We start from the raw sequence: 13,798 nt of genomic DNA, 5'->3' as shown, positions 1-13,798 counted from the left end.
CGGAACCGTCCCTTCCGTCAGCCCCGTCCGGCCCAGATGTTGGCGCCCTCGGTGTCCACGGCGAAGGTGTCGATCTCCTTCAGCTCCTCAGCGGTCAACGGCTGCCCGGCGAGCGCCGCGACGTTCTCCTCCAGCTGCTTCACACTCGACGCGCCGATCAGGGCGGACGTCATACGGCTGTCGCGCAGCACCCAGCACAGCGCCAGCTGGGCGAGCGACTGACCACGGCGCCGGGCGATGTCGTTCAGCCCGTTCAGCCGACGCACCACCTCGCCCGAGAGCAGACCGGGATCCAGGGACTTGCCCTGGGTGGCGCGGGAACCCTCCGGGATGCCCGTCAGGTACTTCCCGGTGAGCAGACCCTGGGCGAGCGGCACGAAGGAGATGCAGCCCATACCGGCCGTCTCCAGGGTGTCGAGCAGGTCGTCGTCCTCGATCCAGCGGTTGATCATCGAGTAGGACGGCTGGTGGATCAGCGCCGGTACGCCCATCTCCCTGAGCAGCCCGGCCGCCTCGGCGGTCTGCTCCGCGTTGTACGAGGACACCCCCACGTACAGCGCCTTGCCCTGCCGGACGGCGGAGGCCAGCGCCCCCATCGTCTCCTCCAGCGGGGTCTCCGGGTCGAAGCGGTGGGAGTAGAAGATGTCGACGTAATCCAGCCCCATCCGGTTCAGCGAGGCGTCGAGCGACGACAGCAGGTACTTGCGGGAGCCCCATTCGCCGTACGGGCCGGGGTGCATCTCGTAGCCGGCCTTGGTGGAGATGATCAGCTCGTCCCGGTACGGGGCGAAGTCCTGGCGGAAGAGCTTGCCGAAATTGAGCTCGGCGGAGCCGGGCGGCGGTCCGTAGTTGTTGGCCAGGTCGAAGTGGGTCACCCCGAGGTCGAAGGCACGGCGCAGGATCGCCCGCTGGGAGTCCAGCGTGCGGTCGTCGCCGAAGTTGTGCCAGAGGCCGAGGGAGAAGGCGGGAAGCTTGAGACCGCTGCGGCCGCTGCGGCGGTACTCCATGGAGTCGTAGCGCGAACCGGCGGCCCGGTAGGAGAGGGAAGAATCAGTCACGTTTCTCTCCTTATCACGGACTTGTGACAGGCCGGGTTGGGCCGGTGCCCCGCCTGCGCAGTAATGTGGCGGCTTCGGGGACTGCCACGGCACGGCGGGGCGACGGACCCCGTGGACCAGTGCGGCGATCCCCAGGGAGACGACGACCCCGGACCCCGGGCAGGGGGCGGGCGGGCCCGCACGGAACCGAGAGGTGAACTCAGTGAACTTGCGCGACCTGGTGTACGGGCTCTACGCGCGCCGGGTGGAAGCCCGCCTCGACCACACCCAGGTGCCCAAGCACATCGGCGTCATCCTCGACGGCAACCGGCGCTGGGCGAAGGCGTCCGGCGGCACGGCCGCGCAGGGGCACCAGGCCGGCGCGGACAAGATCAAGGACCTGCTCGGCTGGTGCAGCGAGACGGATGTGGAAGTCGTCACGCTCTGGCTGCTCTCCACCGACAACTTCGACCGCCCCGAGTCCGAGCTGAAGCCCCTCCTCGGGATCATCGAGAACACCGTGCGCGACCTCGCGGCGGACGGTCGCTGGCGGGTCCACCACGTCGGCACGCTCGACCTGCTGCCCGCCCACACCCAGACGGTGCTCAAGGAGGCCGAGCAGGTCACGGCCGGTGTCGACGGAATACTGGTCAATGTCGCCGTCGGCTACGGCGGGCGCCAGGAGATCGCCGACGCGGTCCGCTCGCTGCTGCTGGACCACTCCGCCAAGGGGACCTCGTTCGAGGACCTGGCGGAGATCGTCTCCACCGACATGATCTCCGAGCACCTCTACACCCGGGGCCAGCCCGACCCGGACCTGGTCATCCGTACCAGCGGCGAGCAGCGGCTGTCCGGCTTCATGCTCTGGCAGACCGCGCACTCCGAGTACTACTTCTGCGAGGTTTTCTGGCCGGCCTTCCGTAAGGTCGACTTCCTCCGCGCGCTGCGCGACTACGCCGCCCGGGGCCGCCGCTACGGCGGCTAGGACAGGCCCTGCCCCGCCCACAGACCCGCCCGGCCCGTCCCGGGCGCAACTCCCAGCTCACCGCCCGCTTCAGGGCGGCATGGCTTCGCGTGTTCGAGGGAATACCCCTGACAGGTCGACGTCCGGTCACCAACCAGGCGGACGTCGTGTCCAAGTGAGCGGCATGGAGTCCGTTCGCCCGGGAGGCCCTTTGCACACGAAGGACCGCAGGAACCACGCGGCCGACGCGGAGGGCCGGTGCCCGGCCCGCGCATCGGGGCCCACGCCCGGCCCGTCCTCTCCCATTGGGATGCTCCGCGACGCCGTCGCACCCCAACCTCGTCCGAGGGGGTACGTCCTTCCGTGGTGACCAGCACAAAGCGCCGCATGTCCGACAGGCGCACCTACGTTCTCGACACCAGCGTCCTGCTGGCCGATCCCAACGCCATGGCCCGGTTCGACGAGCACGAAGTCGTGCTCCCGATCGTCGTGGTCACGGAACTGGAGGCCAAACGGCACCACCCGGAGCTCGGATACTTCGCCCGGCAGGCCCTGCGCCTGCTGGACGACTTCCGGGTCCGGTACGGCCGGCTCGACGCCCCGATCCAGATCGGGGATCTGGGTGGGACGCTGCGCGTCGAACTCAACCATTCCGACCCCGGCGTACTGCCCGCCGGCTACCGGTTGGGGGACAACGACTCACGGATCCTCGCGGTCGCGCGCAACCTCCAGGCCGAGGGGTACGACGTCACGGTCGTCTCCAAGGACCTGCCCCTGCGCATCAAGGCGTCCTCGGTCGGCCTCCTCGCGGAGGAGTACCGCGCCGAGCTCGCCATCACCGACTCCGGCTGGACGGGCATGTCGGAGCTCTCCCTCGGCGGCGAGCAGGTGGATCTGCTCTACGGGGAGGAGACGCTGTACGTACCCGAAGCCGCCGAACTGCCCGTGCACACCGGACTGGTCCTCCAGTCCGAGCGGGGCAAGGCGCTCGGCCGGGTCACCGCCGAGGGCAATGTGCGCCTGGTGCGCGGCGACCGGGAGGTATTCGGCATCCACGGCCGCAGCGCCGAACAGCGCATCGCCCTCGATCTGCTCCTGGACCAGGAAGTCGGCATCGTGTCCCTGGGCGGCCGGGCCGGCACCGGCAAGTCGGCGCTGGCGCTCTGCGCCGGACTCGAAGCCGTCCTGGAGCGCAGGCAGCACCAGAAGGTGATGGTCTTCCGCCCGCTGTACGCGGTCGGCGGGCAGGAGCTGGGCTATCTCCCCGGCACCGAGGCCGAGAAGATGAGTCCCTGGGCGCAGGCCGTCTTCGACACGCTCTCGGCGGTCGCCGGGCGCGAGGTCATCGAGGAGGTGCTGGGGCGCGGGATGCTGGAGATCCTGCCGCTCACCCACATCCGGGGCCGCTCGCTCCACGACGCCTTCGTGATCGTCGACGAGGCCCAGTCGCTCGAACGGAACGTCCTGCTGACCGTGTTGTCCCGGATCGGGGCGAATTCCCGGGTGGTGCTCACGCATGACGTGGCCCAGCGGGACAACCTCAGGGTCGGCCGGTACGACGGAGTCGTCGCCGTGGTCGAGAAACTGAAGGGCCATCCGCTCTTCGCGCATGTCACCCTCACCCGCTCCGAGCGCTCGCACATCGCCGCGCTGGTGACCGAAATGCTGGAGGAAGGCCAGATCTGATACGGGTTACGACAGTTGGTGCCGCCCGGTGAGCGAAGCAGCTTAGCCGGGCGGCATCGTGTTGCGGCGCCATTTCCGTAAATCACTTGCTCCAAACGAGGTGTGAGCTTTCACACGCAACGGAGAATTGCTTCCCGGTGTGCCGTTCCGGCAGAGTCTTGCTTCCGTCAGGCCCCGCATACGGCACACCCGCACCTCCAGAGGTGCCACGCACCACACAACTCAACAATCGCCGTCCGTATGCCGCCCGCGAGCACCACGCGGCGCTTCCTCCGGGAAGTCGCCCACCGGGTCCGTGCCTCCCGTGACCCAAGCAGTAGGGAGGCCAGCGCCAGGGGCACGATTGCGCCCGCGAGGTCACCTAAGCGGGCGATGCTGGAAGGACACCGTGTGAGCCGGATCTCGGTCCGGGGGTTCGCCGTGGCATCCGCCACTGCCGTAACCACCGTTGGCGCCGTCGTTGGCGTTGCTTCGGGCGGCGCTGCCGCTGCCGACGACAACAACTTCGAGGCGACCGCAGCCGACACCACGCTGCTCGCAGACATTCCCGCGGGCCAGCAGGCCCAGGTGCAGACCGCCTCGCTGACGCAGCAGGCCGACGCCCAGGCGTCCGCGGCCGACGCCGCGGCGAAGAAGTCCGTGGAGGAAGCGGCCCGCATCCAGGCCGCCAAGGACGCCAAGTCGAAGAAGGCGGCGGCCGAGGAAAGGCTGGAGAAGGAGCGCCAGGAGAAGAAGGAGCGCGCCGAACGCGCCAGCCGCTCCTCGGTCCGCAGCGCCGCCTCCTTCGCCACGCAGAGCTCGTACTCCGTGGCCGAGGTCCAGGCGATGGCCCGTCAGATGGTGCCCGCCGACCAGTTCCAGTGCTTCAGCAACATCGTGAACCACGAGTCGACCTGGAACTACCGGGCGAGCAACCCGTCCTCCGGTGCCTACGGCCTCGTCCAGGCGCTGCCCGGCTCGAAGATGTCGTCCGCCGGTGCCGACTGGCAGACCAACCCGGCCACCCAGATCAAGTGGGGCCTCAGCTACATGGACGGCCGTTACGGCAGCCCGTGCGGCGCCTGGTCCTTCTGGCAGGCCAACCACTGGTACTAGAACCCCCGAGGTTCCGGTTTCAACCACGCAGAGCCCCTCGCCGTCCTACGGTGAGGGGCTTCGTGCGTGTACGGTCGGTCCGCACCGCTCGGCGGGGGAGCGGCGGGGAGAGAAGACGGGGGAAGAGGAACGATCATGTCGAAACTTCCGGGGTGGCTCGGCCGGCTCGGGGCCGAACTGACCGAACTGGGCGACCGGCTGGAGCAGCGCCGGGCCGAGGCCGCGGGGGACGAGACCGGCCTGCCGGTGCCCGACCCCGCAGTGCCCGCCGGAAACGTTCCGTCCGGGGGCGTTCCGGGCGAGGAGGCGCGGCGCGGTGCCGGGGCCGACCGGGTGCCGCCGCCGCCCTCGTACGCCCCCTCCGTCGCCGCCCGGCCCGATCCGGTCGCGGCGATCCCCTGGGGGATGCGGGTCGCGGCCGAGGCGGGCTGGCGGCTGCTCGTCCTGGCGGGCACCCTCTGGGTACTGATGCGGGTCATCAGCGCGGTGGAGCTGGTGGTCCTGGCCTTCGTCGCCGCGCTGCTCGTCACCGCGATGCTGCAACCGACCGTCGCCCGGCTGAGGCACTACGGGCTGCCGCGCGGCCTGGCCACCGCCGTCACGGCGGTCCTGGGTTTCGTCATCATGGGCCTGGTCGGCTGGTTCGTGGTCTGGCAGGTCATGGACAACATCGACACCCTCTCCGACAAGGTGCGCACGGGTATCGAGGACCTGAAGAACTGGCTGCTCGACAGCCCCTTCCATGTCACCGAGCAGCAGATCAACGATGTCGCGAAGAACCTCAGCGACACCATCGGCACCAACACCGAGCAGATAACCTCCGCCGGACTGGAGGGCGTCACCGTGATGGTGGAGCTCCTCACCGGGATGCTGCTGGCGATGTTCTCGACGCTCTTCCTGCTGTACGACGGGAGGCGCATCTGGCACTGGATGCTGAAGCTGGTGCCGGCCCAGGCCCGGCCGGGTGTCGCGGGCGCCGGGCCGCGCGCCTGGCGGACGCTGACCGCCTATGTGCGGGGCACCGTCCTGGTGGCGCTGATCGACGCGATCTTCATCGGGCTCGGGATCTTCTTCCTCGATGTGCCGATGGCGGTGCCGCTGGCCGTCTTCATCTTCCTCTTCGCCTTCATCCCGCTGGTCGGTGCCGTGATCTCCGGGGCGCTGGCGGTGGTCGTCGCGCTGGTCACCCAGGGCGTGTTCACCGCCCTGATGGTGCTGGCCGTGGTGCTCGCCGTGCAGCAGATCGAGGGCCATGTGCTCCAGCCGTTCATCCTGGGACGCGCGGTGCGGGTGCATCCGCTCGCCGTCGTCCTCTCGGTCGCCGCGGGCGGCATGATCGCCGGCATCGGCGGCGCGGTCGTCGCGGTGCCGCTGGTCGCGGTCACCAACACGGTGGTCGGCTATCTGCGGGCGTACGGGCAGGAGCAGGCGCTGCGCTACGCGCCGTCCCCACGCGGGGCGACCGCGATCGACGTCGCGCCGACGCCCGCGCCGGGATCGCCGCCCGAGGACATCGACCACGGCGGCGACGACGAGAACGGCGTCGACGGAGACATGAAGAAGGGCCGCGGCAAGTAGGGCCCACGGGCGGAAGGGAGAAGGGCCCCGGAGACGGTCGGTCGTCCCGGGGCCCTTCTCGTACAAGGGGTGCTGCTGGTCCTACTCGGCGAGCACGGCCTCGGCATCGAGGGTCACGCCGACCGCCTGGATCACCGAGGCGATCTTGACGGCTTCCTGAATGGTCTCACGGTCCACGCCGGCCTTGCGCAGCACCTGCTCGTGGGAGTCCAGGCACTGGCCGCAGCCGTTGATCGCGGAGACGGCGAGCGACCACAGCTCGAAGTCGATCTTCTCCACGCCGGGCTTGCCGATGACGTTCATCCGCAGACCCGCCCGGAGCGTCCCGTACTCGGGGTCCGACAGCAGGTGCCGGGTCCGGTAGAAGACGTTGTTCATCGCCATGATGGCGGCGGCCGACTTCGCGGCGGTGTACGCCTCCGCGGAGAGGTTGGCCTTGGCCTCGGGCTCCAGCTCGCGCAGCACCTTCGGCGAGCGCGAGGCGATTGCGCAGGCGAGGACGGTGCCCCAGAGCTGCTGCTGCGGGAGCTCGCTGTTCCCGATGACCGAACCGAGGTTCAGCTTCAGGTCCTTGGCGAAGTCCGGAACGGCGGCCTTCAGTTCGTCGAGTGCCATGTCGCTGTCAGCTCACTCGCCGGCGAGAAGCGCGACCGGGTCGAGGGTGTTCTCGCCCTTGGTCCAGTTGCACGGGCACAGCTCGTCGGTCTGCAGGGCGTCCAGGACCCGCAGGACCTCCTTGGGGTTACGGCCCACGGAACCGGCGGTCACCATCGTGAACTGGATCTCGTTGTTCTGGTCGACGATGAAGACGGCGCGCTGGGCGAAGCCGTCCTCGCCCTCGATGCCGAGGTCACGCATGAGCTCGTGCTTCGAGTCGGCCATCATCGGGAAGGGCAGGTCGGTCAGGTCCGGGTGGTCCTTGCGCCAGGCGTGGTGCACGAACTCGGAGTCACCGGAGAAGCCGAGGATCTGGGCGTCACGGTCGGCGAACTCGTCGTTCAGCTTGCCGAAAGCGGCGATCTCGGTGGGACACACGAAGGTGAAGTCCTTCGGCCACGCGAAGACGATCTTCCACTTGCCCTCGTAGGTCTTGTGGTTGATCTGCTCGAACTCCTTGCCGCTCTCCAGCGAGACACAAGCAGTCAGGTCGAACTCGGGGAACTTGTCACCGACAGTGAGCACGCGCTCTCCTTGCAGCGTAGGAATTCCCTTTTGGGGTCTTCCTGAGGGTTGGACGGAGTCCACCTTGGCACAGAGTGCATTGATCGCGGAAATAGCTACACTCGACCGTGATGATCGGAGGTGCCTATCAGTGGCTCAGGGCAATACGGGCAGTCGGCCCAAACAACCCAGTCTGTCGCAGCTGCGCGCCTTCGTGGCCGTCGCGGAGCACCTGCACTTCAGGGATGCGGCAGCAGCAATCGGGATGAGCCAGCCGGCGCTCTCCGGGGCGGTCTCGGCGCTGGAGGAGGCACTGGGCGTCCAGCTCATCGAGCGTACGACGCGCAAGGTACTGCTGTCGCCCGCCGGGGAGCGGCTCGCGGTGCGGGCCCGGGTGGTGCTGGAGGCCGTCGGTGAGCTGATGGAGGAGGCCGACGCGGTCCGGGCGCCGTTCACCGGGGTGCTCAGACTCGGCGTGATCCCGACCGTCGCCCCGTACCTGCTGCCGACCGTGCTCCGGCTGGTCCACGAGCGCTATCCGGAGCTCGACCTCCAGGTGCACGAGGAGCAGACCTCCTCGCTGCTGGAGGGGCTGGCCGCGGGAAGGCTGGACCTGCTCCTGCTCGCGGTGCCGCTCGGGGTGCCCGGGGTGACCGAACTCCCGCTCTTCGACGAGGACTTCGTGCTGGTGATGGAGCAGGACCACTGGCTGGGCGGGCGCGCCGACATACCGCGCGAGGCGCTGCGCGAGCTTCCGCTGCTCCTGCTCGACGAGGGGCACTGCCTGCGCGACCAGGCCCTGGACGTCTGCCGGGAGGCGGGACGCACGGAGGGGGCGCCGGTCACCACGACCGCGGCCGGGCTCTCCACACTGGTCCAGCTCGTGGCCGGCGGGCTCGGTGTGACGCTGCTTCCGCGGACCGCGGTGACGGTCGAGACCGGCCGCAACGACGCGCTGGCCACCGGGTACTTCGCGGAACCGGCGCCGTCGAGGCGGGTGGCGCTGGGGATGCGTACGGGGGCGGCGCGGCACGAGGAGTTCAAGGAGTTCGCGGCGGCGCTGCGGGAGGCGATGGCGGCGCTGCCGGTCCGGGTGACGGACGGCACACGGAGCGACTGAAGGGGTGCGGCCCGGTGGAACCGCACCCCTTCGGTCGGTTGCTCCGTCACTCCGTACGCAGGCCGTCCGGGCGCATCATGCGCCACAGCGGCGGCAGCGACACCAGCGTGACCAGCAGGATCAGCGCCGCGCCCGCCCCGGTCATCGGCAGGAAGAGCCACCAGTCGGTGACCTCCTTGTCGAGCATGGTGATCAGCGTCGCGCCCAGGCCGAGCCCGCCCGCCACGGCCACCGTCAGCCCGATGAGCACCGGCACGGCGGTCTGCCAGAGGACCGACCAGGCGAGGGTGGACCGCCGGGTGCCGAAGGCGACCAGCACCGAGAGCAGCCGCTTGCGTTCACGCAGCTGCTCCAGCTGGGCGACCAGCATCGCGGCGGCGATCAGCAGCAGCGTCGCGGTCGCACCGACCTGGAGGCCGCGCTGCACACTGGCGTACTTCTCGTCGCGGGCCACCGACTTGACGGACGAGACCCGCATCGCGGGGTCGAGCCCGGCCGCGGTGTTGCGCACGTACTCCGCGACGTCCTCGACGCTCTCGTCGACCCGGATCTGCGACTGGGTCGTCGCGCCCGGCAGCGTGCTCGGGTCGATCGCGCCGGTGGTGGCCATGATGCCCCAGGAGTCCTCGCCCAGCGGATCGTGGCGGGCGACGACCGTCGGGGAGTCGGCGGGCAGGGTCCATCGCATCGACTTCCCGCCGGGAGTGTCGCTGATGGCGACCTCCTTGCCCTTGCGGGCAGTCTGGTCGACCCAGTCGGACAGCTCCTTGTCGTTCCTGGGGTGGACCACGAAGGTGTCACCGTCCTTGCAGGAATCGATCCGGGCCAGCTCGCGCAGGGTCCCGCAGTCGCCGACGATGAGGCTGGTGGTGGGCTGGATCTCGTCGTCCTTGTACGTGCCGGGCCGGGTGACGTACACCTCGACCTTGCCGATGACGGCCTCCACGCCCTTGGTCGCCTTGAACTCCTTGATGGTGCGGGCGGCCGCCTCCGAGGTGACCTTCTGCGAGAAGGTGTAGAACTGGGCCCGCGAGGGGTCCTGCCCGGTCATCCTGTTGAACTCGTCGCCCACCGCGGCGAACAGCATCTGCAGTGCCACCGCGCCCGCGACCGCGACCGTGATGCCGCTGACCGCGCGGGAGGCCGCGCCGCTGCTCAGCCGGAGCCTGCGGGTGGCCAGCTGCCAGGGCACCGGACCGCCGTGCAGCCGGTTCACGCACGCCTCGACCAGCCAGGGCAGCAGCAGCGCGAGCCCGACCAGGACCAGCACGGCGCCGCCCGCGATCGGGTACGGATCGACCGGGGCGGACTTGTCGACCTTGCCGGTCAGGCCGAGCACCGCCAGACCGGCGACCGGCATCAGCAGCCGCCACCAGAACCGGCGCCTGCGGTCGCGGCCGCCCCGTACGACACCGAGGGGCTCGATCACCACGGAGCGCAGGGCGGCCAGCGTGACCAGCATCGCCGTCAGCGGAACGGCGACGACGACCAGCGCCGTCAGCCGGAGGTCGGGCACCAGGTCGGACGGGAAGACGCTGACGCCCCACATCTCGATGTGACCGACGAAGCGACGCCCCACCAGGAAGAGCACCACACCGGTCAGCAGGCCGAGGAGCGCCCCGAACACGGCCTCGCCGGCCGCGATCCGGCGGGTCGTCCGGACGTCCGTGCCGATCAGGCGCAGCGCGGCGAGCCGGCGGTCGCGGCGGTCGCCGCCGAACCGCACCGCCGTCACGATGAAGATCGCGACCGGCACCAGCAGCACCACACAGATCATGATGATCAGCACGATGAGGACGGGCGGCATCTCCTCGCCCTCGCCCGGATCGCCGTAGCCGGCGATCCGGTGGCCGCCGTCGGCGGGGGCCAGGGTGTCGCTGCCCGCGTAGTAGACCAGGTCTCCCGGCGAGACCAGGCCGGAGTCGGCGATCGTGCCGGTGATCCGGTACGGCAGCCGTTCCCTGAGGAGGCTGCCCTCCGAGGAGTCCAGCAGCTCCTTCAGCGCGGGGGAGACCACCATCTCGTCCGCGCCGGGGAAGCGCGCGACACCAGGTGGGACGACCGGGTGCGTGCCGTCCGCGCGCATCAGCCAGCCCTCGACGGTACGGCCGCGGAACTCGGACTCCGCGCTGATCCGGAGCACCGAGGTGTCGGACTTCCTGGCGTGCGCGTCGGGCCCGCCGGGGGCGACGCTCTCGGCGCGGGCCTGGCTGCGCTGAGAGCGTTCGTGGAGCAGATGCGGCGCGGAGGCGGCGGTCAGGAGCAGCGCCACACCGAGGCCGACACCGACGGCGGTCAGTGCGGTGCGGACCCAGCCCTCGCGCCCGCCGCCCGCGGCGAGCCGGATGCCGAGGCCGAGGTCGCGCAACCAGGCGGCTACGCCGGTGGGCGGGGTGGGCACGGGCGGGGCCTCGGCCGGGACGCCCTGGTGCTCGAGCAGGGTCATCCGGCGTGCTCCAGGTCGCGGGTCCGGCCGTCGCGCACGGTGACGTCGCGGTCGGAGTACGCGGCGACCCGCGCCTCGTGGGTCACCAGGACCACGGCGACATTGGCGGACCGGGCCGCCTCGGTGAGCAGCTGCATGACCCGCTCGCCGTTGAGGGAGTCCAGGGCGCCGGTCGGCTCGTCCGCGAAGATCACCTTCGGGGAGGCGGCCAGTGCGCGGGCCACGGCGACGCGCTGGCCCTGGCCGCCGGAGACCTCGCCGGGGCGCTGGGCGCCGACGGCTTCGACCTCCAGGCGCTCCAGCCAGTGGCGGGCGGTGCGCTCGGCGTCCTTGCGCCTGGCGCCGGCCAGACGGAGCGGCAGGGCGACGTTCTCCACACAGGTCAGCTCGGGGACGAGCTGGCCGAACTGGAAGACGAAGCCGAACTCGGTGCGGCGCAGGGCGCTGCGTTCGGCGTCCGGCATGGCGGAGAGCTCGCGGCCCGCGTAGGTGATCGTGCCCCGGTCGGGCGTGACGATTCCGGCGAGGCAGTGCAGCAGCGTCGACTTGCCGGAGCCGGAGGGGCCCAGCACGGCGACGACCTCGCCGGGGTGGATGGAGAACGAGGCGCCGTCGAGCGCGGGCGTCCGGCCGTACGTCTTGTACAGGCTGTCGGCGCAGAGCAGGGAGCCGGCGGGGATCATGCGCGCACCTCCGCGGCGAGCCGGTCGAGGCGGGCGGCGGTCAGTTCCAGCCAGCGCAGATCGGCTTCGAGGTGGAAGAGGGCGTGGTCGCAGATCAGCTGATCGGCGAGGTCGCCCTTGCGCTTGCGGTCGGTGAGGATGCGCATGAGGCGCAGGTGCTCGGTGCGCTGGGTGTCCAGCAGGGCCTCGGCGCTGCGGCCGGTGAGCAGGGCCAGGACGACCTTGGTGTAGAGCGTGGACTGGAGGTACGGCTCGGGCTTCTCCGGCTGCGCGAGCCAGGCGCCGACATCGGTGATCCCGGCCTCGGTGATGGCGTACCGCTTGCGCTCGGGGCCGCCGCCGCTCTCGACGCCGTCGACCTCGACGAGGCCGTTCTTGAGCAGCCGCGACATGGTCGAGTAGACCTGGCCGTAGTGCAGCGGGCGGTCGTGGCCGAACTTCTCGTCGAACGCGCGCTTGAGGTCGTAGCCGTGGCGGGGGCCGGACTCCAGGAGCCCGAGCAGGGTGTGGCCGATAGACATGCCGAGCACTGTACACGGCGTGTATACCCGTGGTGTATACCCGGGTCCCCGCCCCGGGATCCCCGGCGCTCAGTCGCCGGACTGTCCCGGCGCGTCCTTCGGGGGCCGCCCCCGGCGGGGGATCGGCCGCGCCGTGCCCGGCAGGCGGCCCGCCTCCGCCAGCGCCCTGCGCAGCAGGAACTCGATCTGGGCGTTCGCGCTGCGCAGCTCGTCGGAGGCCCAGCGGGCCAGCGCGTCATGCACCGCGGGATCCAGCCGCAGCAGCATCTGCTTGCGCTGCGGCGGGGTCCTGCGGGCCGGCGGGGTCTGTTCGGTCACTGGTAAAGAGTGCCCGTGTTCAGGACCGGCTGCGCCGCGCGGTCACCGCACAGCACCACCATCAGATTGCTGACCATGGAGGCCTTGCGCTCCGCGTCGAGCTCGACGATGTCCTGCTCGGCGATCCGGGTGAGCGCCATCTCGACCATGCCGACCGCGCCCTCGACGATCTGCTGCCGGGCCGCGACCACCGCGCCGGCCTGCTGGCGCTGGAGCATCGCGGAGGCGATCTCGGGGGCGTACGCGAGGTGGCTGAAGCGCGATTCGATGATCCGTACGCCGGCGGCCTGCACCCGGGCGGTGAGTTCCACGGCCAGCTTCTCGGTGATCTCCTCCGCGTTGCCGCGCAGCGAGAGGCCGCCCTCCTCGTGGGCGTCGTACGGGTACTCGATCGCGATGTGCCGGACGGCCGCCTCGGTCTGGGTGGCGACGAACTCCAGGAAATCGTCGACCTCGAAGAGCGCCTGCGCGGTGTCCTCGACCTTCCAGACGACGATCGCCGCGAGCTCGATCGGGTTGCCGTAGGCGTCGTTGACCTTCAGCACCGCGGTCTCGTGGTTGCGGACCCGGGTGGAGATCTTCCGGCTGCTGGTGAGCGGGTTGATCCAGCGCAGCCCGTCGGTGCGGATCGTGCCGACGTAGCGGCCGAAGAGCTGGATCACCCGGGCCTCGCCCGGTGCGACCATCTTCACACCCGTCATGCAGAAGAACGAGGCGATGGCGAGCAGGACGCCGAAGATGCAGACCGGGACGCCCGGGCCGGGGTTTCCGTTCGAGGCGACGACGCCGCCGAGGATCACGAGACCGATACCGGCGATCACCCCCAGCACGGTCAGCAGCAGGCCGAGACCGCCCGGGATGCTGTGCGCCGTCACCTCCCTCACCTGCGGTTCGGGCATCTGAGGGGCGTCGGGCGTGAGGTCGGCGGCAAGGGTGGCCACATCGTGCGGGCTGTCGTGGTCGGGCATGGGATCCCCCGTTTCGTGGACTGACCAGGTGCTATCAATGTGATTACACATTACCTGGATTCGCAACCTTGGGCATGCTTCATGAGTCGGTTCCCTTGGGAACGGGTGCTGATTGTCACGTCCGGAAAAGACCGCATCGCTCGCTTTTTGTCCTTGCCGACGGTGTTAGCTGGTTTGGCTGAGCGGATCTGGTCGAGCAGAGAAACAGGAGCAAAACAGCG

13 protein-coding genes are annotated in these 13,798 nt (G+C 70.1%); 5 read left to right on the top strand and 8 right to left on the bottom strand.

Annotated features, from left to right (window positions below; genetic code table 11):
* Positions 1 to 17 precede the first annotated feature (17 nt).
* The gene (gene mgrA, locus IE107_RS08635; protein WP_189542787.1) at positions 18 to 1,058 is read right to left on the bottom strand and encodes an L-glyceraldehyde 3-phosphate reductase; all 1,041 of its coding nucleotides are present in this window, start codon (positions 1,056 to 1,058) and stop codon (positions 18 to 20) included.
* Between the two features lie 202 nt (positions 1,059 to 1,260).
* Between mgrA and IE107_RS08630 the strand changes: the two genes are divergently transcribed.
* The 4 genes from IE107_RS08630 to IE107_RS08615 all read left to right on the top strand — a co-directional run bounded on the left by IE107_RS08630 (position 1,261) and on the right by IE107_RS08615 (position 6,360).
* The gene (locus IE107_RS08630) at positions 1,261 to 2,022 is read left to right on the top strand and encodes an isoprenyl transferase (RefSeq protein ID WP_189542785.1); all 762 of its coding nucleotides are present in this window, start codon (positions 1,261 to 1,263) and stop codon (positions 2,020 to 2,022) included.
* A 342-nt stretch (positions 2,023 to 2,364) separates the two neighbouring features.
* Positions 2,365 to 3,687: an RNA 5'-3' helicase PhoH2 gene (gene phoH2 / locus IE107_RS08625; RefSeq protein WP_189542783.1), complete on the top strand. Its 1,323-nt coding sequence runs from the start codon at positions 2,365 to 2,367 to the stop codon at positions 3,685 to 3,687.
* 390 nt (positions 3,688 to 4,077) lie between these two features.
* A complete protein-coding gene (locus tag IE107_RS08620) occupies positions 4,078 to 4,782 on the top strand; it encodes an aggregation-promoting factor C-terminal-like domain-containing protein (RefSeq protein ID WP_189542782.1) in 705 nt (234 codons plus the stop codon).
* A gap of 135 nt (positions 4,783 to 4,917) precedes the next feature.
* Complete coding sequence (locus IE107_RS08615) at positions 4,918 to 6,360, top strand: AI-2E family transporter (protein ID WP_189542779.1); 1,443 nt, start codon at positions 4,918 to 4,920, stop codon at positions 6,358 to 6,360.
* Positions 6,361 to 6,441: 81 nt separating this feature from the next.
* Here IE107_RS08615 and IE107_RS08610 read toward each other — a convergent pair whose 3' ends face one another.
* On the bottom strand, positions 6,442 to 6,975 hold the full coding sequence (locus tag IE107_RS08610; protein WP_072483998.1) for an alkyl hydroperoxide reductase: 534 nt from the start codon (positions 6,973 to 6,975) through the stop codon (positions 6,442 to 6,444).
* 12 nt (positions 6,976 to 6,987) lie between these two features.
* Positions 6,988 to 7,542 carry a peroxiredoxin gene (locus IE107_RS08605; protein WP_189542777.1) on the bottom strand — a complete coding sequence of 185 codons (555 nt, stop codon included), beginning with the start codon at positions 7,540 to 7,542 and terminating at the stop codon, positions 6,988 to 6,990.
* 130 nt (positions 7,543 to 7,672) lie between these two features.
* On the opposite strand from IE107_RS08605, the gene IE107_RS08600 reads away from it, so the two are divergent.
* Entirely contained in the window at positions 7,673 to 8,641 is a 969-nt protein-coding gene (locus IE107_RS08600; protein WP_189542775.1) for a hydrogen peroxide-inducible genes activator, read from the top strand.
* A gap of 46 nt (positions 8,642 to 8,687) precedes the next feature.
* Here the strand turns inward: IE107_RS08600 and IE107_RS08595 are convergent, their stop codons facing one another.
* The 5 genes from IE107_RS08595 to IE107_RS08575 form a co-directional block, all read right to left on the bottom strand.
* A complete protein-coding gene (locus IE107_RS08595; RefSeq protein WP_189542773.1) occupies positions 8,688 to 11,087 on the bottom strand; it encodes an FtsX-like permease family protein in 2,400 nt (799 codons plus the stop codon).
* Positions 11,084 to 11,770, bottom strand: coding sequence for an ABC transporter ATP-binding protein (locus tag IE107_RS08590; RefSeq protein WP_189542771.1), 687 nt, complete (start codon positions 11,768 to 11,770; stop codon positions 11,084 to 11,086). Before IE107_RS08590 ends, IE107_RS08595 begins: the two co-directional genes overlap by 4 nt.
* Positions 11,767 to 12,291 (bottom strand): PadR family transcriptional regulator, encoded by a 525-nt coding sequence (locus IE107_RS08585; RefSeq protein ID WP_189542769.1) that lies wholly within the window; start codon positions 12,289 to 12,291, stop codon positions 11,767 to 11,769. Before IE107_RS08585 ends, IE107_RS08590 begins: the two co-directional genes overlap by 4 nt.
* Before the next feature lie 69 nt (positions 12,292 to 12,360).
* Positions 12,361 to 12,609: a type II toxin-antitoxin system antitoxin gene (locus IE107_RS08580; RefSeq protein ID WP_189542767.1), complete on the bottom strand. Its 249-nt coding sequence runs from the start codon at positions 12,607 to 12,609 to the stop codon at positions 12,361 to 12,363.
* Positions 12,606 to 13,577 carry an SPFH domain-containing protein gene (locus tag IE107_RS08575; protein WP_189542764.1) on the bottom strand — a complete coding sequence of 324 codons (972 nt, stop codon included), beginning with the start codon at positions 13,575 to 13,577 and terminating at the stop codon, positions 12,606 to 12,608. Before IE107_RS08575 ends, IE107_RS08580 begins: the two co-directional genes overlap by 4 nt.
* Between the last annotated feature and the right edge of the window lie 221 nt (positions 13,578 to 13,798).

The sequence above is a fragment of the Streptomyces gelaticus genome (genome assembly GCF_014649535.1).
Lineage (GTDB): Bacteria > Actinomycetota > Actinomycetes > Streptomycetales > Streptomycetaceae > Streptomyces > Streptomyces gelaticus.
Note: the sequence above shows the minus strand (reverse complement) of the source record. Positions and strands in the feature narration are given on the sequence as shown.

What these genes read in the sequence shown, in the direction of transcription:
- IE107_RS08585 (WP_189542769.1), bottom strand. Translation starts at nt 12,291, where the DNA reads ATGTCTATCGGCCACACCCTGCTCGGGCTCCTGGAGTCCGGCCCCCGC.
- IE107_RS08610 (WP_072483998.1), bottom strand. Translation starts at nt 6,975, where the DNA reads ATGGCACTCGACGAACTGAAGGCCGCCGTTCCGGACTTCGCCAAGGAC.
- IE107_RS08615 (WP_189542779.1), top strand. Translation starts at nt 4,918, where the DNA reads ATGTCGAAACTTCCGGGGTGGCTCGGCCGGCTCGGGGCCGAACTGACC.
- IE107_RS08575 (WP_189542764.1), bottom strand. Translation starts at nt 13,577, where the DNA reads ATGCCCGACCACGACAGCCCGCACGATGTGGCCACCCTTGCCGCCGAC.
- IE107_RS08590 (WP_189542771.1), bottom strand. Translation starts at nt 11,770, where the DNA reads ATGATCCCCGCCGGCTCCCTGCTCTGCGCCGACAGCCTGTACAAGACG.
- IE107_RS08595 (WP_189542773.1), bottom strand. Translation starts at nt 11,087, where the DNA reads ATGACCCTGCTCGAGCACCAGGGCGTCCCGGCCGAGGCCCCGCCCGTG.